This is a genomic window from Winogradskyella ludwigii (assembly GCF_013403985.1).
Lineage (GTDB): Bacteria > Bacteroidota > Bacteroidia > Flavobacteriales > Flavobacteriaceae > Winogradskyella > Winogradskyella ludwigii.
On the sequence record NZ_JABFDF010000005.1, the window covers coordinates 180,521 to 202,583 of the forward strand.

Below are 22,063 nucleotides of genomic sequence, written 5' to 3' on the forward strand. Positions count from 1 at the left end.
ATAATATTGTAAGCGTCAATCATTCAGAATATTACATGAATATTTAGAATGCTTTATGGTTCTTAGATAAGGTTATTTCCCAAAAAAGACAGGCTTTCAACATCCAAAAGCCACCTTTTAGCGTATATATAACTTTAAAACTAAATGAACCCAAAAATTAAACTATGAAGAAGATTTCAATCCTATTAGTAACAACAATTTTATTAACGGCCTGTGTATCTAAGAAAAAATTCTTAGCATTAGAACAGCAACATGGTGAAACTGTAAGTGAGCTTACTAAAACTAAAGTAGAGAAAGAAGACTTAGAGAATAAGTTTGCTGCCATTGAAGCGCGTGTTAGTTCTTACAATACTAAAATACAATCATTAAATAATGATGTGGAAGGCTTAACCATAGAAAACAAAGCAAAATTTGAAGTTTCTAAAGACGGAACTGTAGCGTCTGGAGCAAGCAAAGAAAAAATGCGTGCGACTTTACAAAATGTAAGTGCAGAAAAATTAGCAGGTGCTAAAACGTTAAAGGATTCTATGAATTTAGCGATTCAGTATAACTTAAGTAAAGCTATGAACACAAGCGATCTTAATGAAGATGGCGATATTGTAGTAGACATTAACGAAACAGTTGTAATGATTTCTATTGATGACGATATGTTATTTAGTACTGCAAGTTACAGAGTTGGAAACAAAGCTGATAAAATCTTAAAGAAATTAGCAGACGTTATTAATTCTGAACCAAGCTTAGATGTTATGGTAGAAGGCCATACAGATTCTAGAAGTATTAATACGGATAAAATCTCTGATAACTGGGAATTAAGTGTTTTACGTGCCACTTCAGTAGTTAAAAAATTACAAAACCAATTTAATGTAGCACCCGAGCAATTAATTGCATCTGGACGTAGTAGCTACCAACCTTTAGTAGAAAATGACACATGGTCTAATAGAGCTAAAAACAGAAGAACACGTATTATTTTAATGCCAAATATTGATAAGTTCTTTGCTTTGATGGAAGCAAAATAAATCACAAATCTATCTAAATTTACCAAAAGCATCCTTCCGTATAATTCGGCACAGGATGCTTTTTTTATTTTGTAATTTGTAGCAAAAATAAATCTGTATGAAATCTATTGTAGTCTTCCTTTTTTTATGCCTTTCAGTTATAGCCAACAGCCAAGATATTTCGGCCAACAAATTATTAGACGAAGCCCTAAAATATCATGATCCAAATAACAACTGGAAACAGTTTAATGATACGTTTACAGTTGTAATGACTAGTCCTAAAGCAGCAAAACGTACCAGTGTTATTTCTATTAACTTACCTGCAGAATATTTTAATGCAACGGCAACAAGAGACACAATAACCTCAACCTATACCTTAGATAAAGGAGTCTGTAAAATGAGTTATAATGGTAAAATAGTAGACAGCATCGCGGCTAAAGCAAAAAATATGACTTGCGAGAGAGGTATATTTTATAAAAACTACTATTCTTATTTATACGGTTTACCAATGAAATTGAAAGATGGTGGCACTAATCTCAGTGATAAAGTTGAAAAGAAAACCTTTAAAGGCAATGACTACTTGGTTTTAAAAGTCACTTATGATGACGCTGTAGGAAGCGATGTTTGGTATTTCTATTTTAACCCAAGCACCTATGCTATGGAAATCTATCAGTTCTTTAAAACAGATGAGCATGGTAAAGAGAAATCAGATACAGGAGAATATATACTACTTTCTGAAGAAGCGCTTGTAAATGTTATTAAAATGCCTAAAGCTAGAGCCTGGTATTATAATAAAGATGATAAGTATTTAGGAACTGATACTTTGGTTGAAGATTAAAACATATATTCTGAATTTAATAAAAATAGCATCTCAAAAATGAGATGCTATTTTTGTTTACATTCAAATTACGCTACATTCCATATTGTTTTAACTTCATCACAAATAATTTCAATATCATTTACTGTATCAGAAAAATTATTTGGAACCGAAATAATTGAATCACCAAATACATCTATAGATAAACAGAGAGAATCAAGAACTTCTTCATCATCTTTTGCAATTATTTCTTTCAAATACTTGAAAAGCAAAGTCGATATGTATCTAGATTGTAAATTATCAAATACATTATTCTTTGATATATGAATTTTAACCGCTCCTAAGTATTTTTTTCCATCTAATTCAAGTCTTATTATAACATCAGGAGAAATAATTATTTCAACTCCATTTAAGAATATCGATTTAAATTTAGGTTTCTTTATTACTTCATGTGGAACATTACAAAGTAGATCTGGTAATTTTAAATTAATAAACCTTTTCATTGCCTCTAATGAGACTACTTTATCATTTATCTGTCTTACTTTTTCAGGTTTCCTGCTCAATAAATCATCCATTCCATTAAGAATAGGCTCTAAATCCCCATGTTTTTCTATGGTCTTCTTCATCCTTGCTTTAGCAAGCTGATAATATGCCATCCTAAATTTATTCGGCTCTTTTTGTTGTCTAATAATTGTTCTCTTTTTAGCATCTGTAGCTTTAGAGAAATCAGCAAGCTGATTAATTGAAATTAAATAATTTTTGTTCATGTTGTATATGTATTTCTATAGGCTTATTTTAATTAAAAAACCCAAAAATGTTCATAAGTCCTAAAACGGTTAATAAAAAAAAGCATACTTAAAGCCCTATTATATATGTGTTTTGAACTCAAAAAATCACTATAGAAATATTTAACTTGGTAGGTAGAAACTAATTTTGTTTCTTTGAAGAAGAAAGTAAGAGATTTTCTAAATCTCATTTTATTTTTTTATTACAAAGTAGGCCTAGGAACCAATTATTGTAAAAAAACAAAAACCAAGAGGGATATTTCACGATGTCCCTTTTTCAGTACTTATCTTCAGCTGATATCATCATCTAATCATAATCTATTTTTTTATATTAAATAATTAACAATCAATATGTTAATTAAAAATTTTTACACTCAATTAAGCGCTAAAAAAAGTACCTTGAGTTGACTTTACCAAGGCACTTCTCTAATTAACACTTGAACTATACTAGCTATTAACCTTCACAACTAGCACATTCTTTCTTTTGCTTAAACTTCTGTGCAGCATTCATACTGTGTTGGTAGTACAATGATTTTACACCTAATTGCCAAGCTGTAACATAGATCTTATTAATATCTTTAACTGGCATATCTGGATGCACCATAATGTTTAAAGATTGTGATTGATCTAAGTGATTCTGTCTGTTTGCCGCTTGATAGATAATGGTCATTTGGTCAATTTCAGAATAGGTTTTAAACACATCTTTTTCATGATCTGTAAGTCCTTCTAAATGTTGTACAGAACCATCATAATCACGGATGCTTTTCCAAACATCACTAGTGTTCATTCCTTTTTCCTTTAAAAGCTCTAATAAATAAGGATTCTTAATCGTTGTTTTTATTTTTGCAATATCCTTTACATAACTGTTAGACCAGATTGGCTCAATACCTTGCGATACTTGTCCTAAAATAAAGGCTGAAGATGTTGTTGGTGCTACAGCATTTAATGTTGTATTACGTCTTCCGTAGCCTTTTAATACTTCTGGCTCGCCAAATAACTTAGCTAATTCTTCTGATGCTTTTACGGACTTATCTTTAATTGTCTTAAAGATTTCACTATTTAAATCGAATGCTTCTTTACTGTCAAAACTTAAACTTTTAGACTGTAATAAAGAATGCCATCCTAAAGCACCTAAACCTAAAGCTCTGTTTTCTTTAGCAAACGTATAGGCCTTTTCCATAAACATAAATGTATGTCTATCGTCACGGTTTTCAGAATCTCTATACACTTCTAATTTTGTAATAAATTCTTCTAATACAGCATCTAAAAAGTACACCATAGTTTCTACAGCATCTGTATCTTTCCACTTATCATAATGTAATAAGTTTATAGAAGATAATACACATACAAAAGACCAACGATCGTTTGTAGGTAACATAATTTCTGAACATAAGTTACTTGCGTAAATCTCATGCTTTTTATCTCTATACACGTCTGGCGCAGTATTGTTAGCGTTGTCTTTAAAGAAAATATAAGGATATCCTATTTCTCCTCTACGCTGTAATACTTTTGCCCAAATAGCACGTTTATCAGAATCACCATCAATCATTTCTTGCATCCACTCGTTACCTACAGTAACACCATGCGTTAATTCTTGAATAGGGTTTCCTTCTGTTCCTATTTCTAAAAACTCATTAATATCTTGGTGATCTATTGGTAAGTATGGAGAAAAACGACCTCTTCTCACAGACCCTTGACTTACAACATCGACCATTTTTTCGAATAACTGCATAATATGTACAGCTCCAGAAGACTCACCATTGTTTTTTACTGGTGCACCTCTATGACGCAGTTTACCAAAGTAACCAGAAGTACCACCTCCTAATTTAGACATCATACCTACTTCTGACTGTGTATACAAGATATCTCCCATATCATCAGAAATATGTGAACCAAAACAACTAATGGGTAAGCCACGTTTTTTTCCAAAGTTTGACCAAACTGGAGATGCTAATGAGTAATACCCTTCGGCCATGTAGCCATAGAACTTATCTGCAAAACCATCGATACCTAATATTTTTTCTGCATTATTAGCAATTTCTCTAATACGTTCTTCTGGAGTGGTATCTCCTGTAAGATAACCAGAGGCTAAAAACTGACGACTATGATCTGTTAACCATTTAATTTCCGGCTCTGCATTGGCCTCTTTTATTGCTTCCTTTCTAGCTTTGATTAATTCTTCTTGGCTAGATGTTTTTGTTGTTTCGTGAATCACTGTGTTTTTGATGTCTTGGTTCATGTGGTCGTTTTATGGTCGTTTGTGGTTTAAAATAAGTCGTCTCCGGTTACACTTTTTTGTCTCTTTGCATAGTTTATTGAACGCTTCACGAAGAAATCTCCATGTTTTGTTCCTATAATTTCGTCATCAAACCATTCGGTTTGTGCTAGTAAGGTTTCATCTACTTCAAATACTTTGTCAATACCAATGCTTTCTAATGAATTATTAAATCTGTTTTTAATAAACTCATTAATCACATTTTTAGGTAAGAACTCTAATTCTCCTGCTTCAAAAATCCAATCTACTAGTTTGCTTTCAGAGTCAAAAGCTTCTTTACATAAGTCTCTTACTAATTCGCTATGTTCTGCATCAAACCAAGTTGGGTTTTCTTTTTTGATGATTTTTATAATATCGATACCAAAATCTCCGTGAATTTGCTCTTCTTTAGACGTTGCTTCAACTACATTAGAAACACCTTTAAGCATGTTTTTATGTTTGTTAAACGCCATGATAATTAAGAACTGAGAGAATAAAGACACATGCTCTATAAATAGAGAGAACAATAAAATTGACTCTGCATATTCTTTATTATCTTCACTTTTAGCATTTTTTAAAGCGGTTTCTAAATAATGAACACGTCTCATTATTACCGGCTTTTTCTTCAGGTTTTTAAATTCGTTGTTAAGACCTAATATTTCCAATAAGTGAGAGTAAGCATCATGGTGACGCACTTCACTTTCTGCAAATGTTGCGCCAACAGATCCTATTTCTGGTTTTGGCATTTTATTGTAAATCTCGCCCCAAAACGATTTTACAGCTACTTCAATTTGCGAAATAGCAAGCATGGTATTTTTAATCGCGTTTTGCTCTACAATAGTCAATCTTGTTTTGAAATCTTGAATATCACTAGTAAAGTTAAATTCAGAATGAATCCAATATGAATGTCTAATCGCATCTACATACTCATTAAGCTCAGGATACTCGTAAGGCTTTAAGTTAATACGCTTTTCAAAAATGTTTGTTTTTCTACTTCTCGCTTGTTCGTCTCTATATAATATGTATGCTTTTGCAACACTAGGAAAAGAACTTGTCATTAATTTTTCTTCAACAAGATCTTGAACCTCTTCTACAGTAGGTAAATAATTATGATCTCTTCCTTTTCTATCTAATAATGTTTGTAAAACACCTACAGAAATTGAATTAGCATCTTCTTTACTTCCGTTTCCAACAGAAAGCATTGCTTTTTCAATAGCATTAGAAATTTTATTTAAAACAAAAGGGCTTGTTTCGTAATCTCTTTTTATAATCTCTGTAATCTCCATGTTTTTTCAATTTTAAAGGCCAAATAGCCGTTAGAGTACTTTTTACAGTATTCTAAAATTTTAATAATTAATGCGTAAATCTTGTTATTGTTCCCCCAAATTAGGAATAAAAGAGGCGATTATTTAACATTTTTTTCTAAATCAAAGCACTAGAAAAAGATATGATGTTTTGCCACATACAAAGATTGAAAAATGTAGAGTAAAATGAAAGACAATGTTATAAACAATGTCAACAAGTTTTTAACAAACCTGTTTAACAGCAGAAAAACAAAGGTTCTTTAAAATTAATACAACTAATTGAATTATAATGATTTAGCACTTAATTGAAACCGCTAAAATTGTAGGTTTTATCCTATTAAAACAAACGTCATCAACCGCTTTTGTTGACCTTAGAACTACAGATTTGAAGATAAAATAAGCGCACAAAAAAGAGCGTTGACATAACGCTCTTTTCCCTAATAACTAACTAAAACTAATAATAAGTAATTAAAAAATTACCTCTTTGTAAATTAATTCAGAAATGAAAAGTTAGAACTTCAACGATTTCTAACTTTTACTTATGAATCGCATTTACCACCAAATAAACTTCAGAACTTCTGATGACATTTATTTGATATAATCAAAAGAATAAATCCCTAGTTTACGCTTTTGATTAATTTCTCACCTCTAATATCTACATATATATTGAAATTATAAAAATACCGTCTTTGGTGCTTCAACCTTTTTTAGAAAATTCTATATAGCATGGGAACTAAAATAATTTTACAAATTCCCGTAAAATTAAAGAATCAAATTATTACTTAACCGCCAAATGCTCCCATCATAGAACCATATTTTGTGGTATCAATTGAAAAATCTGTTTTCTCCAAACTGGTGCATTCCATGGTGATATTATTTTTGGATTTCTTTTTGTCTTCATAAATCATTTCCATCATTAAGCCTTTCTCAGCGTATTTTTTCATCATATCTGCATTAAATCCTTTTGGAAGATTCTTAACATTATCTCCAAACATTTGATTGAAACTCACAGGCACATCATCCGTAATATAATAGATGATTTTTACTTTATCATTTTCACTCAAATAGCCTTCGCAGTCATAACCATTAATAGTTTTTGAATCGATTTGTTTAAAATCATAATCTGACATATCCTCTTGCTTAGAAGTAAAATCTGAGGTTTTTAATTTTGTTTTCTGAACCACTTTTTTACCCATCATTTCCATAAACATGGCTGTAATTTCGAGCTCAGCATCCATGACCATAAATATGTTAGTATCTGCACTTCCTTTAGTCATTTCAGCAGTATCAAAACCAAAGTAGTTAGCATCTTCCTTTAGATAGTAATCCAGGTTTACATCTCCTTTTTTATGGGTTAATTTAAGTTTATAGATGTACTCAAAGTTATAAGACTCTGGAAGCTTAACTTTATTTGCTTTTCCGAATTGCGCAAAAACAGTTTGTAGCATAAAGAAACAAACTATAAATACACTGCTTTTTAAAAAATTTAGAGTTTTCATATTTTATGTTTTTTATTAAAGCATACATAATCAACTAATAACTCAATGATTATGTATACTTAGAGAATTATATGGTGTAATTAGTAACCTTAGAGTTAATTTATAATTAGCTTCTTACTTAAGGTACCACGTTCTGAACTAACTTTTAAGGTATAAGTACCTTCTGCTAATTGAGAAACATCAATGTGCTTGCTTGTGGTTTCTAATACTTTGTTTCCCAAAATAGTATAGACCTCAACATTTTCAATTTGTAATTTTGTTTCTATATTAACTATTGAATGTGCAGGATTCGGATACATTTTAAACTGAGACACCAAGTCCTCATCTTCAATACCTAATGTTTCTATAGTTAAGAAACGTACCTGAATTATATTGGTAATAATCGCAGGGTTTTGATCAAAATAGATGTTAGCGCTATTATTTACAATGGCATCTTCTGCAATACCTTCATCTGCTTTTACCATAAACTTTATATAACCATCATTATTGGCATCATCAAATGGTAAAAAGATATCATTGAAGCTAAATTTTAAAACATTTTCCCCTGCTCCATTTTTAAGAATATCTACATTATAATTATGACTTGCTTCTATCACTTTTACTGAGTTAGGATCTAAATTAGCATCCAACACATCAGTGACAATCACATCTTTTGCTGAGAAATTTCCTGAGTTTTCAAAACGAATAGTATAGGTTAACCATTTGCGTTCAATATGTCTATCATTAACTACTCCAGGAACACCTTCATCTACCAATTTATCATTGGGATCGTATGAACTATAAATTTTAGCACTATAAGGTCCTGGTCCATAAACTTGTTTAGGTTCTAAATATGGTGGATCTATATAAACATCGTTTGGATTTAAATATGGCGAATCGTCTACATCAAAACCACTATTGTTTTCATCACGATTTTCAAGAGGGAATAAAATTATAGGATCTATAAGCGGATTACTGTTAGCGTCTTCAAAATTATCAGAGCTCATCTTTGAAACACCATGATTTATAATCCTACCTGATTCAGAAGGATCATAAAGACCTGTATCTATTTCTATAATGTACGTATTAAGTGGACTTACCGTTGGTATGGTAATTTTAATATCGGTTTGTGCTCCAGTTTCTGAGATGTCTGGCGTAAAGGTTAATTCATTTTGCGTATAAGCACCTGGTAGTAAATCTACGCTCCACTTGTTATTTCTTTGATCAATAGTCACTTTTTCTATAAGTTGAAAGCCTCCATTAGGATCTAACTCATACACTTTTACATCATCTATTGACGGTAAAATATTGTTACTATTTTCATCTTGATTTTTAAAGGTGTAAGTAACTTCGAGATTGTTAAACGTTTTTGTTGGTGATAAATTACCGATTGCAGTGGTATAGGTGTTTTCAAAATTAGCTCTTACAAATCCCCAAGCTCCTAATTTAGAACTGCTTTTTACAAGTAAAGAATTCACAAACTTAGGTTTTAACTGAAAATCATTTCCATCGTAATTTTGATCACTGCTACCAACAACAACTTCTAACTGCCTATTTGAAGCTGTAACAAATTGTCCAATAGTTGGCAATGTAATTTCATAAGTTGAATTTTCATCATACATATAAAATGCATAAACGCCATTGGCATTGGTAAATGTAGAATATACATTCCCATTTAGTTTTAAAGCTACTAATTGACCTGCATACTCTTCACCTGCATCAAAAACATTGTTTTCATTAAGATCGTTATATATTAAACCAGAAACATTATAAGTTTCACCTTCAGTTCTGTATTCCGTAGCCATATCTGCATCTGTAAGCTTAAATGTGCTTAGAGAAGCATGTGTCCACATGGCACCTTGACTATCAATAGACAAATCATCTGGTCTATAGTGACCCAAAGCTGGCAAAATAGAATTGATACCTTCTAAAAAAGTGGTACTAAATGATACGTTAGAGGTTCCTGCATTTTCAATTTTTACAATGGCAGTATTATCATTTAATAATACATGAGCAACATTATTAGTATCTACTATTAATGATACTATTTTAGAAAGCTCAGGATAATTAGCCCCTGGATAAGTTGTAAATGTGCTGCCATCGTAATAAATAAGCCCATTGGATCTCACAAACCACATCGCACCATTTGGTGCTGCAACAGTTCGTTTTAATGTTCCTAAATTTTCAGTAAATGTATAATCCGTTGTCGTTGCAGTACTGGTTTCAAACTTTTTAATGATAGAACCATTACTTGCATTTTTAGAAAACCAGGCATCACCATTAGAGTCTACCTGAAAATTATAAATATTTTCATAGCTAGCATCTAAATCGAACGTCGCTATAACTTGATTATATTTTAAAATCTTAACCTGTAAGGTACTTTCGTTATACCACCAAACCTCATCTTTATGACGTACTAATCCATTTGCGTTTTGATTTGTATCGTTTAATAAACCGTAAAAAAGAGGTGTATCTATTTTGGTGATTTTAGTGCCACTTATACTTAATGGTATAATAGGTTTATCATCTATATCGATCGCTGCATAACTACCGAGATTGGATACATCTGTAAATACAAACTGCTCGTCATTAGCCATACGATGTACAATAACATCGTCATACCAATTAAACCACCACATACCACCATTATCATCTGGTAAATTATAATTAAACCGCTTGCTAGATAAGTAAGAAATATTTCCTGTTTCATTATCTGTTATGGAAGACCAATTACCGTTATCATTTATTAAAATTTGATCAACACTACTAGAACCCGAAGAAGCTGAAAACGTTGTGAAATAAAATTTATCGTTTTTATAAAAGATATTATCTGGCACATATGGTGATTCTAAACCTAATTGTGGTAAATCTGCTAATGGTATTTGTTCCCATTGCGGCACACCTTGATCAAATTCTAACTTTATTAAACCATTATAGTTAAGTGCTGTACACCAAATTGTGCCAGCATTATCTAGAGCTATATTACTAAACTTATACGTATAGGCAGGATTAGTAGCTCTTGGTAATTCATATTGCTCAAAGGTTTCATTTGCGATATTAAATTTAAGAATACTACCATCGTTAGTTTCATTTAAAGCTAACCATAAATCACCGTTATTATCAAACTTAAGATCATTTACATTATCGCTTGGTAAACTTGGCGTTGTAGTACTATTATAAATTGTAGTTGTATAATCTAGCACACTTACTTTAAATAAACCCGATTGAATACCAAAATACAAATGATTATCTCGATAGGTGAACGTTGGCGAAATCAGTGCACCAGCTGATAATTGCGCAACATTGATAGACAAAGACAATGCACTAATATGTACTAACCCAATAGTCTCATTGTAACTGTACAGATGAGGACCACTGCCATCACGTGCAATAATCCAAGCTACATCACGATCTTCATCGTATGTCATAGTTACAGGACTACGAAAATCAGAAAATTCTATTGTAGATATCGTCTTTTGAGTACGGTTGTAGGTATATAAATAATAGTCACCACCAGAAAAAATAACATTGTTATTAGGCATAATTAAAGCACCTCTAAAAATATTATCATTTTGCCAATCTCCAGCTGTGGTAAAATCTGGAATGGCAATGTTTGGTACATTTTCATATGTACCATCTGCTAGTTTAATAGATAAGCCATCATTAGTTACAAATGCTTCATCTGCATTCGCTCTATTCTCTACCATATACCTTATATTTCTGTTATTAAGCCCATAACTTTCTTCTACAACTCCTAAATTTCCGTTGCCATCGCAAAAGGTTAATTTACCAGCCGCTTCTGGTATGGTGTTACCGCATTCATTAGCATAAAACACTAATTTAGTTCCTGGAATATAAGCTTCAGATTTTGTAATTTGAGCACTAATCGCTATTGAAAATAACAATGCTAAAGTGAGTAATTTTGTTTTCATGATTGGTTGTTTACGTCTATAATTAATTTTTGCTACCTAATTCACTTAAAGAACTATACTGACTTACGTCTAATGTATAATCCACTTTCTTAAGCTCGGTACATGTGGTTTTAAAATTGTTATTGCTGTTTTTATCACTAGTAAATTCGGCCTCTAACATAAGACCATCTTTTAAACCCGTTAGAAGTTCTTTATTAAAGCCTTTAGGCATGCTTTGATTTTTACCAAAGGCAGAATGCAAACTAATTGGTGCATTATTAGCCATATAAAAATGCATGGTTCCGTCGTTTATTTGGGTTTTATAACCTTGACAACTATATCCTAAAATCTCTTTAGTATCTGTTTTTTCTAATGTGAAATTATTGGTGTTTTCTTCTAAAGGATCTGCTTCAGGAAGCTCCATCGCTCTATATATTTTTTGACCATTTACATCCATAAATGTGATAAACGCTCCTCTGTCACTATCCATTATAGTTTTGCTATTTTTTGAAGTATCAAACTCATCTAAAATCACAATTATACCAATGTATGCTGCTTCTTTTTTTAGCATATAACACATGTTAATCTCTTTATCTTGAGTTTCCGTTTTCATGCTATATTTCCATTCAAAATGATAGCTATCAGGAAGTTTTACATCTACTTTTTCTGTTTTTAGATCTATATTATCTATGCCGTCTTCTGCTTCGTCAAATACTTTGTCTATATTTTTATTAACGCGTTTTTCCGCGCGATTTTCTGCTTCTCTTTCAATTTTTTTCTCTGCTTTTTTTGCTAATTTCTTCCAAAACTGCGCTTGAACAGCATTACTCATTAATAGAAAAACAAGTGTAAGAAATAGTGGTTTTAGTGCTTTCATATGTAGTGTGTTAACGTTTTAACAACTCGGTATTTTCTATTTAGTGTCTGTTTTAAAAAAAGGTAAACACAATTCTTTATTTTTTTTTAGTAATAATTTGAAATCTTCCTTTTAGTACGTCTAAATACTAGGGCATAAAAAACTCAGGATTTTATTTTATCCTGAGTTTTTAAAAATTTTAATAGCCTTAAAGGACTAAAAAAGTTGATTGCTTATAAATTATATTTTACACCAGCAGCTATAACTAACTGTCCTCCATCTATGATAACATATTTTAACTCTGCAAAAGGTTCAATTTTACTACCAATATTAAAGTTAGCACCTGCACCTAAGTTTAGACCTATTCTACCATCACTTGATGAGTAATTTTCTCCTAAAAACGCATTACTACCATCATAAGAGACTTTAACACTAGAGTAATTTAAACCACCAATACCATAAACAGAAATGTTCTCTTCATCCATAAAATAGTAATTGGCATTGGCATTAAACTCAAACCAATTCACTTTAATAAAGCTCTCTTCTTTTGGTAAATAGTAAATAAAGGAAGGCGCAATAGTAAGTTTATCCATAATAGGAAATTCTGCATTGACACCAATCCCTATATTTTCTATTTCTGTGCCATAGGCTAAAAAGCCACCTATTTTAGTCTCTGTTTGTGCGTTAACGGCAAATACACCTAAGACACTAATGATTACAAATGCTGTTATTAATTTAAAGTTTTTCATTGGTTAAAATTTTGTTTGTTTAGTATATAAAATATGGTTGTATAAATTATTTGGAATTAGAAATAGAGGACATCAATATTAAATTCTCCTTCGGTAAACTCGTAAACCTGTGGCTCATCGTCTCTAGAATAGGTAAAGAAAAAAGTTCCTTTTACATTACGCAAAACAGAGCTGATTTGCTCGCTACTTGTAATGGTTACACTGCCTTGCATTGCGGTATATGTACTTAAAGCTGGATTTGTATCATTGAGTCTATATGTAGAAATAACCTGAGTATCGGTATCTCCTGTTGCCGTATAAGTACCTAACTCTACACTTGGTATCGTAATGTCTACATTTTCGCCATTATCTTTTGTAGCCGTTATACTAAAAAAATTAACTCCTACTGAGCCTATTGCTATAACATCGTCTGGGGTAAATTGCCCATCATTAACTCTGGCGAAAAATTCTACATCGCTTCCTCCGTCATCATCTGGTGAATCTGAATCATCAGAAGAACATGCCGTCAATGTCATTGAAATGAAAATCGCCATAAAAAAGGCTTTTGACAAGTTTAAAAATTGTGTTTTCATAATTTTAAAAGTTTTTAATTGGTTAGCATTCTTAATCCGAAGTTCTATGAGGTATACTTCATTATTTAAAACACTAACACTTAATATTTATAATTCATTTCTCTTTAGTGTTCTTATTATCAAAAAGGTAAACATGTCTTGGTTCTTTTTTATATTTTTAATTTATGTTGTTTACTTTTGAAAACTTAATGACACTAATATGGTAGATAAGGTTCTTGTTGAAGCTTTAAAAAAACGAAATTCAGAAGCACTGAAATCCGTTTATTTAGATTACAAGGCAGCTTTTATTGGATTTGCAAAAAAATATCCTTTAGATGAAGCAACGATTATTGATATTTATCAAGATGCTATTATTGCGTTGCATGATAACGCTGTTGATGGAAAATTAGACGATTTAAAAAGTGAACTAAAAACCTATCTCTTTAGTATTGGAAAATACATGATTTACAAAAGGTTAAGACAACAAAAAAAGATATATTCAATTGATGAGGATACAACTTTAGAGAGCTTAAAAATAGATACTGATTACACTATAGATTTAATAGAAGATCTGTCTGAAGATCAGCAAAAATTACAAATGGCCTTTAAAAGTTTAGGTGAAAAATGTAAAACCATATTAACGCTATTCTATTACAGAGGTTTTACTATTGATGAAATTACAAATGAATTAAACTATTCTAATAAAGATGTAGCAAAAAGCCAAAAATCGCGTTGTATAAAATCCCTTAAAGACCTGATTTTTAAACCCTAATTATGACTAAAGACAAACTCATAGCGCACTATTTTTCTAAAACGCTTTCCCCTGAAGCGCAAAAGGAATTTGACCATTTATTGGCCACAGATCCTGAATTTAAAAAAACGTTTAAATTTCAAGAGAATCTTAAAACGGTTATCAAAAAAGATACACAAACACAACTAAAAGAAGAACTACAGTCTTTTGAAAATTCTACAAAAACATCGTCAAAAACATATATAAAATGGCTAGCTGCAGCTTCTATTATTATACTATTAGCACTGCCTAGTTTCTGGTATTTTGGACCATCTAATTTAAATAACGACGTACTTTTCGCAACCAATTTTACACCTTTTGAAAATGTAGTACATCCAATTGTGCGTGGAGAAGATTCTAACGATTTAAAAACTAAAGCTTTTATTTCTTATGAAGCTAAAGAGTATGAATTAGCACTCAATTATTTTGATGCTATTTTAAAGGAAGGTGACAATGCTACGATTGCATTTTACAAAGCCAATGTTTTATTACAATTGAATAAGAATAACGAAGCTATAAAAATATTGGAACAGAATAATGAGCTACCACAACAACTAAAAGCCCAACAGCAATGGTACTTAGCACTAGCTTATACTAAAACCAATAACACTAATAAAGCTATAGCGCGTTTAAACACAGTGATAGAAAATGGTACTTATAAGAAAAATGCCGCTGAGCAGTTATTAAAGCAATTAGATTAGACGTTATCACAACACTTCGTTTTTATTTTTAAAAAGACTTACTTAAACATTCTTTAATTTCTTTCTTTTAGCTTTTAAGAAGCAAAAGTCAGATGGGCTAAAATTTATCGTTTCAACTAAACTTTATACTGAAATTGCTGAATTTGTACTTGGAAGCCTCTATTTATAAAAAAGCAGAATTTTTACTTTTATAAAACAGAATATGCTAATAGTCTGTATATTACGATTCCTAACAGAAAAATTATGCACAAATTATTAACGTTACTACTTATATTTTACACTTTTCTATCACTTTCCGGACAAACTAAAGAGCGTGATAGTATTTTAGGCGTTTTAGAAAAGTATGATGATGCTTATGATTTTAAAAGCACACTTACACTTAGTAAAGCCTCTCAAAAAGATGTTGTTCCACAAACTGCAACCGATAGTTTATATCTGGCAAGTCTAATCTACTATGAAGCAAATGGCATCTCTCAATCTGGTAACATTCCTGCTATGAGAAAAGCTTATAACAGCGCAATTACCATGTGCCCAAATACAGATGATGGCAACGTATTAAAAGCGATTACAATATCTAGTAGTTGTGTAATTGAGCATATATCAGGTCTAAATATTATTGCTTACAAAAAAACAGAAGAAGCATTAGCCATATTAGAACGCGTAGAAAAACCTGTTTTTTTTGAGATTCTTACTAGTTTAAATACTGTAATGGCTCAAAACACTCTAGATTTTGAAGAAATGGAAAAACATAAAACCTATCTTTCTAAAGCCAATAATGTATTTTACGCACATGAAAACGACTATAAAACCTCGGCGAAAATGAAGTTTTATATATCAATGTTACGCTTTTTAAAAGCTAAAGATGGTGAAGAAAAAGACATTTTAAAATTGCTTCATAAAATTAAAAACATTGATGACAAGGCTTCTGACCCTACGTATGAATTCAAATTGGACCTTGTACAAATTACCATTGCAGAGTTTTATCTACAACAATTTAATAACGGAAATAAATTTGCTGCAAAAAAAGCATATAGAATTTTAGAGAATGTACTAAATGATAAAAGCAGTGATAGGATGACTGAATATTACAAAAAGTATGCTTGGTATATTAAAAACGAATTGTTATTAGCTGAAAATAAATTAGAGCTAGCATTAATAAGCAATACAGAGCTTATTTCTATTTGTAAACCTAAAGAGTCTCGATTACGACATAATGTGTACCAACGTATCAAAATACTATTAGCGTTAGGAAGGTATGAAGAAGCACAAAAGGAACTATATGAAATGGTAGTTCTTTTTCACTCAGGAAAAGATATACTAAACAAGGATTATTTAAACTTTGAATCGTCCCAAAAAATAGAATATGTATCTATTTTTTTAGAATTATCTCATGCTTTTGAAACACATATTAGCAAAAAAAATACAATTAATGAAACGGTACTAAAATTAAACAAATTAGCCTTATTACAATTAACCAATAGTGTAGAAAATAAACTAACAACACCCAAAACAAGAAGACTTTTTGACCAAATCATTTCTAATATAATAAAATCTAAAAAATATGGCTTAGGCAAAGTAATACCTAACTCTAAACTCATAGAGCTTATTGAAAACACCAATAACACTCTAAACTGGCAAGAGTTTTTACAAAATAGAGCTTATGCAGAATTACCTTTTATTAATAATTACAAATACGAAGAAGTTGCTCTTAGAAATCAATTAGTAGAAGTCAGAAAAAAGAAACAAGACAGTACTGTTCTAAAATTAGAATTACAATTAGAGCAATTACAACAGAATTTTGAAGAAGCTCACCCTGGTTATTCAAAATTTGCATTTTCAGACTTTAAGATTTTAGACTTTCAAAACGAAATGCAAAATGATGAAGTCGTTTTACGCTATAAAAATATTAACGATTCGTTATACACTTTTGTTATCAGTAAAACTGACGTTAACCTTGTAAATCTTGGATTATCAAATACTATTTCACAATCTGTTAAAACTTATTTATCATCTATTTCTAAAAGAACCGATGCAAATGCCCTTTCTAAAAAACTATATAACCAATTACTTCCTCAAGACATTTCAGTCTATAACCACATTAACCTTATACCAGACACCTATTTATTTAAATTACCTTTTGAAACCCTAAAAAGCACATCTGGTAATTATTTAATTGAAGAAAAAAGTGTTTTATACGCTCCTTACCTTTCCCTACTACAACATAATAGTGTATCAAACACGAATCAAGATCAAACGAGCCTTATGATTTTTACACCAACATATAATTCCGTTGTTGCTAAATCTACAGAAGTCGTTGTAAGAGGTAATGCTTACCGATTAAACGGTGCTAAAAAAGAATCCCAACTACTTGCTGACTTATTTGAAAACACATCATTTTCTAATTATTCTGCCACTAAAGAGAACTTTAAACAGCACGCACCAGATGGCCAACTGTTACATTTGTCTATGCACGCCAATATAAATGCTGATACGCCAGAATTAAGTTACCTTTTATTTACAGAAGGAAATACGGACAACAAACTATACTTAGAGGAATTATATGGTATGAATTTAAAAGCAGACATGGCGGTTTTAAGTGCCTGCAAAACAGGTGTTGGAGAATTAGATTTGGATAAAGGTATCATTTCTCTACACAGGGCTTTTACGCAAGCTGGAGTACCTACAACCGTTTCTAGCTTATGGAGTGCACCAGATAATGCTACCCAAAAAATCATGGTTCAATTTTATAAAGAACTAAAATTAGGAAAAACTAAAGCAGAAGCCCTTCAACAAGCAAAACTTAATTATTTAAAAACCACCGATAATGCCATGCTTAAAGCTCCGTTTTATTGGGCTGGTTTTGTAATAAATGGGGACAATAAGGCTATACTGCTTCCTAGTTCAGAAACAAATTATTTGCTCTGGTTGGGTTTAGGAGCAGGTGTAATTATGTTACTTATCATATTATATTTTCGTAAGAAATAAATTTAAGAAGAAAACCATCTAAACCTTCATTAGGTAAGAATTAATAATTTTAAAAAGTCCTTATAAATGTTAAGGTAATGTAATTGACTCACACGTTTTAAGCCTAAGTGTTAACGATTCATTTTCTCAGCCACCTTCTCCAACTCAGCATACCAATCTTCTCCAAACTTTCTAATCAATGCTTCTTTTACAAATTTATAAACAGGCACTTGCAATTCTTTACCTAAAGAACAGGCATCATCACAAATTTCCCACTTATCGTAATTTACACCAGAGAACTCAGTGTATTCTCGCACTCGTATAGGATATAAGTGACAAGACACAGGTTTTTTCCATTTAATCTCTCCTTGATTATAAGCTTCTTCAATAGCACAAAGCGCTGTTTTTTTCTCATCAAAAATAACATATGCACAATCTGCTCCATTGATTAATGGTGTTTCAAAATCGCCAAAATCAGTCGTTATTGAAGTTCCTTGAGCTTCGATAGCGTCAATACCTTCTTGTCGAAGAAAAGGTTTTACTAATGGGTAGATATCTTCTAAGATTTTAACCTCATCTTTTTCTAAAGGTGCGCCTGCATCGCCATCAATGCAACACGCTCCTTTACATGCCGAAAGGTTACAAACAAAATCTTTTTCAATTATGTCTTCTGATACTATAGTTTTTCCAAGTTGGAACATACATCACTATTTCTTATACAATGCGAAAATACTTAAACTAATACTATTTCAAAGTTCAAATAGTATTAATCGTAATTTAATATTGAAAATATTGAATAATATCGCACCTTTGCAAAAAATTTGAGATTCTAAACAAGAATTAAACATATAAAAACCTGTAAATTAATATTTTACATATAAAACTATACAGAAATGGAATTTGATTTTAAACAAATATTTACCGCCTTTATGATTCTCTTTGCTGTAATTGATATTATAGGAAATATTCCAATAATCATCGATCTCAGAAAGAAAGTGGGACATATACAAAGTGGAAAAGCGTCAATAATAGCTGGTATTATAATGATTATTTTTCTATTTGTAGGAAAAAGTCTTCTTAGTCTTATTGGAATAGATGTCAACTCATTTGCCGTTGCTGGTGCTTTTGTCATCTTTTTTATTGCCTTAGAAATGGTTTTAGGCATCACACTTTATAAAGATGATGAGCACAGTGCTGTTACTGCTTCGGTATTTCCATTGGCTTTTCCGCTTATGGCTGGACCAGGAACTTTAACAACGTTATTATCTCTACGTGCAGAATTTGCAATTGAAAATATTATTGTTGCAGTGATTAGTAATGTTATCATCATTTATGTGGTTTTAAAAACATCTTCAAAGATTGAACGCATTATAGGAACCAACGGAATTAACATAATAAGAAAAATATTTGGTGTAATTTTGTTAGCGATCGCAGTGAAATTGTTTGCTCATAACATTAAAGCACTATTGGCTTAATTTTTTTTAAACATGAAAATATTTACACTTATTCTATCGGTTATTGCTATAGCTCTTATTATTTTTAATGCTAGAGAGTTAAATTTTAATGCCCTCTTTGAAGGTGAAAGTCAGACGGCTTTAATTACAATTATAGCATCGTTATGCTCTATATTATTATTGCAAATTCTTAGAATTTCTAAGAAGATTGAAAAACTAAGTAAAAAACGCTAATGACTTTTGATGCTTTAATTATTGGTGGTGGAGCCGCAGGTTTATCTTGTGCTTTGGTCTTAGGCTCTGCTCAACACAAACCATTTGCTAAAGAAAAAAACATCGGCATTATTACGCATCAAAAAACATCGCATCTTCAAAATGCATTGTTCAATAATGTTTTAGGATTACAGCCTGGTACTTTAGGTGCAGACTTATTAAATGATGGCTTAAAACAACTTAACGATTTATATCCTCAAGTTAATCAATTAGATAACGAGAAAGTTTTATCAATAACAAAGAATTCTAATGGATTTACAATTGAAACTAACAAAAATAACTATCATTCTAAAATTGTGGTTATAGCTGTGGGTTACACCAATTTAATGACTATAGAAGGTCTTGAAAACTATATTGAACCACATCCAAGAGCTGCCATTGAAAAAGATAGAATTTGGCTAAAAAACACAGATCACCTCATTGAAAAAAACTTGTATGTTGCTGGAACTTTAGCAGGATGGCGAAGTCAGTTTGCTATCGCTTGTGGTAGTGGCTCACATGTTGCTACAGATATTTTAACGCTTTGGAATGGTGGAAAACACACCAAAATTCATGATAAAATATAACTAGCTATTCTTGTTTGATATTAGGATATTCTGTACTTAGTAGAATAACTTCCTGTACCATAATATCCTCTTTATTAATAATTTCTTCGAATGCATTATCATCAAACAACTGTCGTGCTAATGTTGCCTTAATAAGACGTCTAATTTCATCATTGTAAGCTACAAAAACAATATTAGTACGTTCTCGCTTATTAACGAAGTCTTCAAAACTCACAACAACATCATCACTTACCTCAAAATTATTTATAAAATCGTATTTAGAAATGTCTTTGTATAAATTACGATCCTTATCTAATTTTTCAAATACAAAGTAGCCAAAATGACCTCTTCGTCTTAAATAATTAATGGTTTCATTATCAAACAGACGATCTACTGGCACAAATACATCTGGAATAATACCTCCACCACCATACACTATTTTCCCTTTTGGAGTTGTAAATTTTAAAGAATCGTCTACTTCAATATTTTCTTCATCTACTAATTCTCCCGTTCTTAAACGTTTATTATAATCATTATAATAACTCTCACTGTCTCCGTTTGTATATGGTTTTTGAATAGAACGGCCTGTTGGTGTATAATACCGAGATACTGTTAAGCGTACCGCACTGCCATCTCCTAAAGCCATTTCTCGCTGCACTAAACCTTTCCCGTAGGAACGGCGTCCAACAATAATACCTTTATCATTATCTTGAAGAGCACCAGCTATAACTTCACTTGCAGATGCAGAGTTTTCATTGATTAGAATATAAATTTCACCATCTTCAAAATCTCCTCGTCCTGTAGCATAAATATGTTCTTCTTTTCCTCTTTTATCTTTTGTAAAAAGAATAAGCTTATCGTCTTCTAAAAACTCGTCTGCAATTTGTTCTGCAATACCCAAAAAACCACCTGGATTATCTCTTAGATCTAGTGCCAATTCTGTAGCACCAAGATCTTTTAATTCCTCTAACGCTGCCTTAAACTCATCAAAAGTAGATTCAGCGAAGCGATTCATTTTTATATAACCTAAATTATCAGTAAGCATATAAGCAGACTCGACACTTTTAATAGGAATTGCTTTTCGTTTTACTTCAAACTCCAACAACTCATCTTCACCTTTTCTAAAAATAGTGAGTTTTACATTCGTGTTTTTATCACCTTTTAATTTTTCGCTAATAAAATCACTAGGCACATCAGGACCATAAAGTGTATCTCCATCTGCTAGAAGAATACGATCACCACCCATAATTCCTGCGCGCTCACTTGGTCCACCTTCAGTAGGTTTTACAACGGCAATACTATCTTTGTAAGGATAAAAATTAATACCAATACCAACAAAATCACCTTTCATATTTTCGGTGATGCGTTCTAAGTCTTCTTTGGGAATATATGTAGAATGCGGATCTAGATTATTTAAAATACCATTGACTGTAACGTCTACAATACTGTCTGTATTAACATCCTCTACATATTCATAGTCAATATAATCTATTAACCGATTGAGTTTGTTTTTTTTACTATTTGTTGTGAAGAGGTTGTCTGATGTGTCAGAGAAATTCAACTTTCCTCCAATAATAACTCCGGCTGCAATTGCAACACCGACAATAAGTGGTATGTATTTATTTTTTGTTGTCAT

The 22,063-nt window shown here is 31.3% G+C and carries 18 protein-coding genes; 8 read left to right on the top strand and 10 right to left on the bottom strand.

All coding sequences use genetic code 11. The features are described 5' to 3' along the window. Positions 1 to 164 precede the first annotated feature (164 nt). Positions 165 to 1,016 carry an OmpA/MotB family protein gene (locus tag HM981_RS13200; RefSeq protein ID WP_179339278.1) on the top strand — a complete coding sequence of 284 codons (852 nt, stop codon included), beginning with the start codon at positions 165 to 167 and terminating at the stop codon, positions 1,014 to 1,016. Positions 1,017 to 1,113: 97 nt separating this feature from the next. Then, positions 1,114 to 1,833, top strand: a complete 720-nt coding sequence (locus HM981_RS13205; protein WP_179339279.1) for a DUF6503 family protein — start codon at positions 1,114 to 1,116, stop codon at positions 1,831 to 1,833. Between the two features lie 68 nt (positions 1,834 to 1,901). Here HM981_RS13205 and HM981_RS13210 read toward each other — a convergent pair whose 3' ends face one another. From HM981_RS13210 to HM981_RS13245, 8 genes are all read right to left on the bottom strand, one after another. Next, a complete protein-coding gene (locus HM981_RS13210; protein WP_179339280.1) occupies positions 1,902 to 2,579 on the bottom strand; it encodes a hypothetical protein in 678 nt (225 codons plus the stop codon). A gap of 472 nt (positions 2,580 to 3,051) precedes the next feature. Further along, a complete protein-coding gene (locus tag HM981_RS13215) occupies positions 3,052 to 4,836 on the bottom strand; it encodes a ribonucleoside-diphosphate reductase subunit alpha (protein WP_179339281.1) in 1,785 nt (594 codons plus the stop codon). A 26-nt stretch (positions 4,837 to 4,862) separates the two neighbouring features. Continuing rightward, positions 4,863 to 6,137, bottom strand: coding sequence for a ribonucleotide-diphosphate reductase subunit beta (locus HM981_RS13220; protein ID WP_179339282.1), 1,275 nt, complete (start codon positions 6,135 to 6,137; stop codon positions 4,863 to 4,865). Positions 6,138 to 6,937: 800 nt separating this feature from the next. Beyond that, complete coding sequence (locus tag HM981_RS13225) at positions 6,938 to 7,654, bottom strand: DUF4412 domain-containing protein (protein WP_179339283.1); 717 nt, start codon at positions 7,652 to 7,654, stop codon at positions 6,938 to 6,940. A gap of 95 nt (positions 7,655 to 7,749) precedes the next feature. Beyond that, positions 7,750 to 11,565 carry a T9SS type A sorting domain-containing protein gene (locus HM981_RS13230; protein ID WP_179339284.1) on the bottom strand — a complete coding sequence of 1,272 codons (3,816 nt, stop codon included), beginning with the start codon at positions 11,563 to 11,565 and terminating at the stop codon, positions 7,750 to 7,752. Positions 11,566 to 11,587: 22 nt separating this feature from the next. After that, positions 11,588 to 12,421: a DUF4412 domain-containing protein gene (locus HM981_RS13235; RefSeq protein WP_179339285.1), complete on the bottom strand. Its 834-nt coding sequence runs from the start codon at positions 12,419 to 12,421 to the stop codon at positions 11,588 to 11,590. A gap of 212 nt (positions 12,422 to 12,633) precedes the next feature. Then, the gene (locus HM981_RS13240) at positions 12,634 to 13,149 is read right to left on the bottom strand and encodes an outer membrane protein (protein WP_179339286.1); all 516 of its coding nucleotides are present in this window, start codon (positions 13,147 to 13,149) and stop codon (positions 12,634 to 12,636) included. A gap of 56 nt (positions 13,150 to 13,205) precedes the next feature. Beyond that, positions 13,206 to 13,721 carry a DUF6252 family protein gene (locus tag HM981_RS13245; RefSeq protein ID WP_179339287.1) on the bottom strand — a complete coding sequence of 172 codons (516 nt, stop codon included), beginning with the start codon at positions 13,719 to 13,721 and terminating at the stop codon, positions 13,206 to 13,208. A 199-nt stretch (positions 13,722 to 13,920) separates the two neighbouring features. Here HM981_RS13245 and HM981_RS13250 point away from each other — a divergent pair, with 199 nt between their 5' ends. The 3 genes from HM981_RS13250 (at position 13,921) to HM981_RS13260 (ending at position 18,176) form a co-directional block, all read left to right on the top strand. After that, positions 13,921 to 14,472, top strand: coding sequence for an RNA polymerase sigma factor (locus tag HM981_RS13250; RefSeq protein WP_179339288.1), 552 nt, complete (start codon positions 13,921 to 13,923; stop codon positions 14,470 to 14,472). 2 nt (positions 14,473 to 14,474) lie between these two features. Next, entirely contained in the window at positions 14,475 to 15,191 is a 717-nt protein-coding gene (locus tag HM981_RS13255; RefSeq protein ID WP_179339289.1) for a tetratricopeptide repeat protein, read from the top strand. Between the two features lie 243 nt (positions 15,192 to 15,434). After that, positions 15,435 to 18,176, top strand: a complete 2,742-nt coding sequence (locus HM981_RS13260; protein ID WP_179339290.1) for a CHAT domain-containing protein — start codon at positions 15,435 to 15,437, stop codon at positions 18,174 to 18,176. A gap of 110 nt (positions 18,177 to 18,286) precedes the next feature. Here HM981_RS13260 and HM981_RS13265 read toward each other — a convergent pair whose 3' ends face one another. Further along, positions 18,287 to 18,856, bottom strand: coding sequence for a DUF3109 family protein (locus HM981_RS13265; RefSeq protein WP_179339291.1), 570 nt, complete (start codon positions 18,854 to 18,856; stop codon positions 18,287 to 18,289). Between the two features lie 192 nt (positions 18,857 to 19,048). Here HM981_RS13265 and HM981_RS13270 point away from each other — a divergent pair, with 192 nt between their 5' ends. From HM981_RS13270 to HM981_RS13280, 3 genes are read left to right on the top strand one after another with little or no spacing between them, the layout of a single operon-like run. Next, positions 19,049 to 19,630: a MarC family protein gene (locus HM981_RS13270; RefSeq protein WP_179339292.1), complete on the top strand. Its 582-nt coding sequence runs from the start codon at positions 19,049 to 19,051 to the stop codon at positions 19,628 to 19,630. Positions 19,631 to 19,642: 12 nt separating this feature from the next. Then, positions 19,643 to 19,843 carry a hypothetical protein gene (locus HM981_RS13275; protein WP_179339293.1) on the top strand — a complete coding sequence of 67 codons (201 nt, stop codon included), beginning with the start codon at positions 19,643 to 19,645 and terminating at the stop codon, positions 19,841 to 19,843. Continuing rightward, positions 19,843 to 20,448: an NAD(P)-binding domain-containing protein gene (locus HM981_RS13280; protein ID WP_179339294.1), complete on the top strand. Its 606-nt coding sequence runs from the start codon at positions 19,843 to 19,845 to the stop codon at positions 20,446 to 20,448. Before HM981_RS13275 ends, HM981_RS13280 begins: the two co-directional genes overlap by 1 nt. Before the next feature lie 4 nt (positions 20,449 to 20,452). Here HM981_RS13280 and HM981_RS13285 read toward each other — a convergent pair whose 3' ends face one another. Next, the gene (locus tag HM981_RS13285) at positions 20,453 to 22,063 is read right to left on the bottom strand and encodes a S41 family peptidase (protein ID WP_179339295.1); all 1,611 of its coding nucleotides are present in this window, start codon (positions 22,061 to 22,063) and stop codon (positions 20,453 to 20,455) included.

What these genes read in the sequence shown, in the direction of transcription:
- HM981_RS13200 (WP_179339278.1), top strand. Translation starts at nt 165, where the DNA reads ATGAAGAAGATTTCAATCCTATTAGTAACAACAATTTTATTAACGGCC.
- HM981_RS13205 (WP_179339279.1), top strand. Translation starts at nt 1,114, where the DNA reads ATGAAATCTATTGTAGTCTTCCTTTTTTTATGCCTTTCAGTTATAGCC.
- HM981_RS13210 (WP_179339280.1), bottom strand. Translation starts at nt 2,579, where the DNA reads ATGAACAAAAATTATTTAATTTCAATTAATCAGCTTGCTGATTTCTCT.
- HM981_RS13215 (WP_179339281.1), bottom strand. Translation starts at nt 4,836, where the DNA reads ATGAACCAAGACATCAAAAACACAGTGATTCACGAAACAACAAAAACA.
- HM981_RS13220 (WP_179339282.1), bottom strand. Translation starts at nt 6,137, where the DNA reads ATGGAGATTACAGAGATTATAAAAAGAGATTACGAAACAAGCCCTTTT.
- HM981_RS13225 (WP_179339283.1), bottom strand. Translation starts at nt 7,654, where the DNA reads ATGAAAACTCTAAATTTTTTAAAAAGCAGTGTATTTATAGTTTGTTTC.
- HM981_RS13230 (WP_179339284.1), bottom strand. Translation starts at nt 11,565, where the DNA reads ATGAAAACAAAATTACTCACTTTAGCATTGTTATTTTCAATAGCGATT.
- HM981_RS13235 (WP_179339285.1), bottom strand. Translation starts at nt 12,421, where the DNA reads ATGAAAGCACTAAAACCACTATTTCTTACACTTGTTTTTCTATTAATG.
- HM981_RS13240 (WP_179339286.1), bottom strand. Translation starts at nt 13,149, where the DNA reads ATGAAAAACTTTAAATTAATAACAGCATTTGTAATCATTAGTGTCTTA.
- HM981_RS13245 (WP_179339287.1), bottom strand. Translation starts at nt 13,721, where the DNA reads ATGAAAACACAATTTTTAAACTTGTCAAAAGCCTTTTTTATGGCGATT.
- HM981_RS13250 (WP_179339288.1), top strand. Translation starts at nt 13,921, where the DNA reads ATGGTAGATAAGGTTCTTGTTGAAGCTTTAAAAAAACGAAATTCAGAA.
- HM981_RS13255 (WP_179339289.1), top strand. Translation starts at nt 14,475, where the DNA reads ATGACTAAAGACAAACTCATAGCGCACTATTTTTCTAAAACGCTTTCC.
- HM981_RS13260 (WP_179339290.1), top strand. Translation starts at nt 15,435, where the DNA reads ATGCACAAATTATTAACGTTACTACTTATATTTTACACTTTTCTATCA.
- HM981_RS13265 (WP_179339291.1), bottom strand. Translation starts at nt 18,856, where the DNA reads ATGTTCCAACTTGGAAAAACTATAGTATCAGAAGACATAATTGAAAAA.
- HM981_RS13270 (WP_179339292.1), top strand. Translation starts at nt 19,049, where the DNA reads ATGGAATTTGATTTTAAACAAATATTTACCGCCTTTATGATTCTCTTT.
- HM981_RS13275 (WP_179339293.1), top strand. Translation starts at nt 19,643, where the DNA reads ATGAAAATATTTACACTTATTCTATCGGTTATTGCTATAGCTCTTATT.
- HM981_RS13280 (WP_179339294.1), top strand. Translation starts at nt 19,843, where the DNA reads ATGACTTTTGATGCTTTAATTATTGGTGGTGGAGCCGCAGGTTTATCT.
- HM981_RS13285 (WP_179339295.1), bottom strand. Translation starts at nt 22,063, where the DNA reads ATGACAACAAAAAATAAATACATACCACTTATTGTCGGTGTTGCAATT.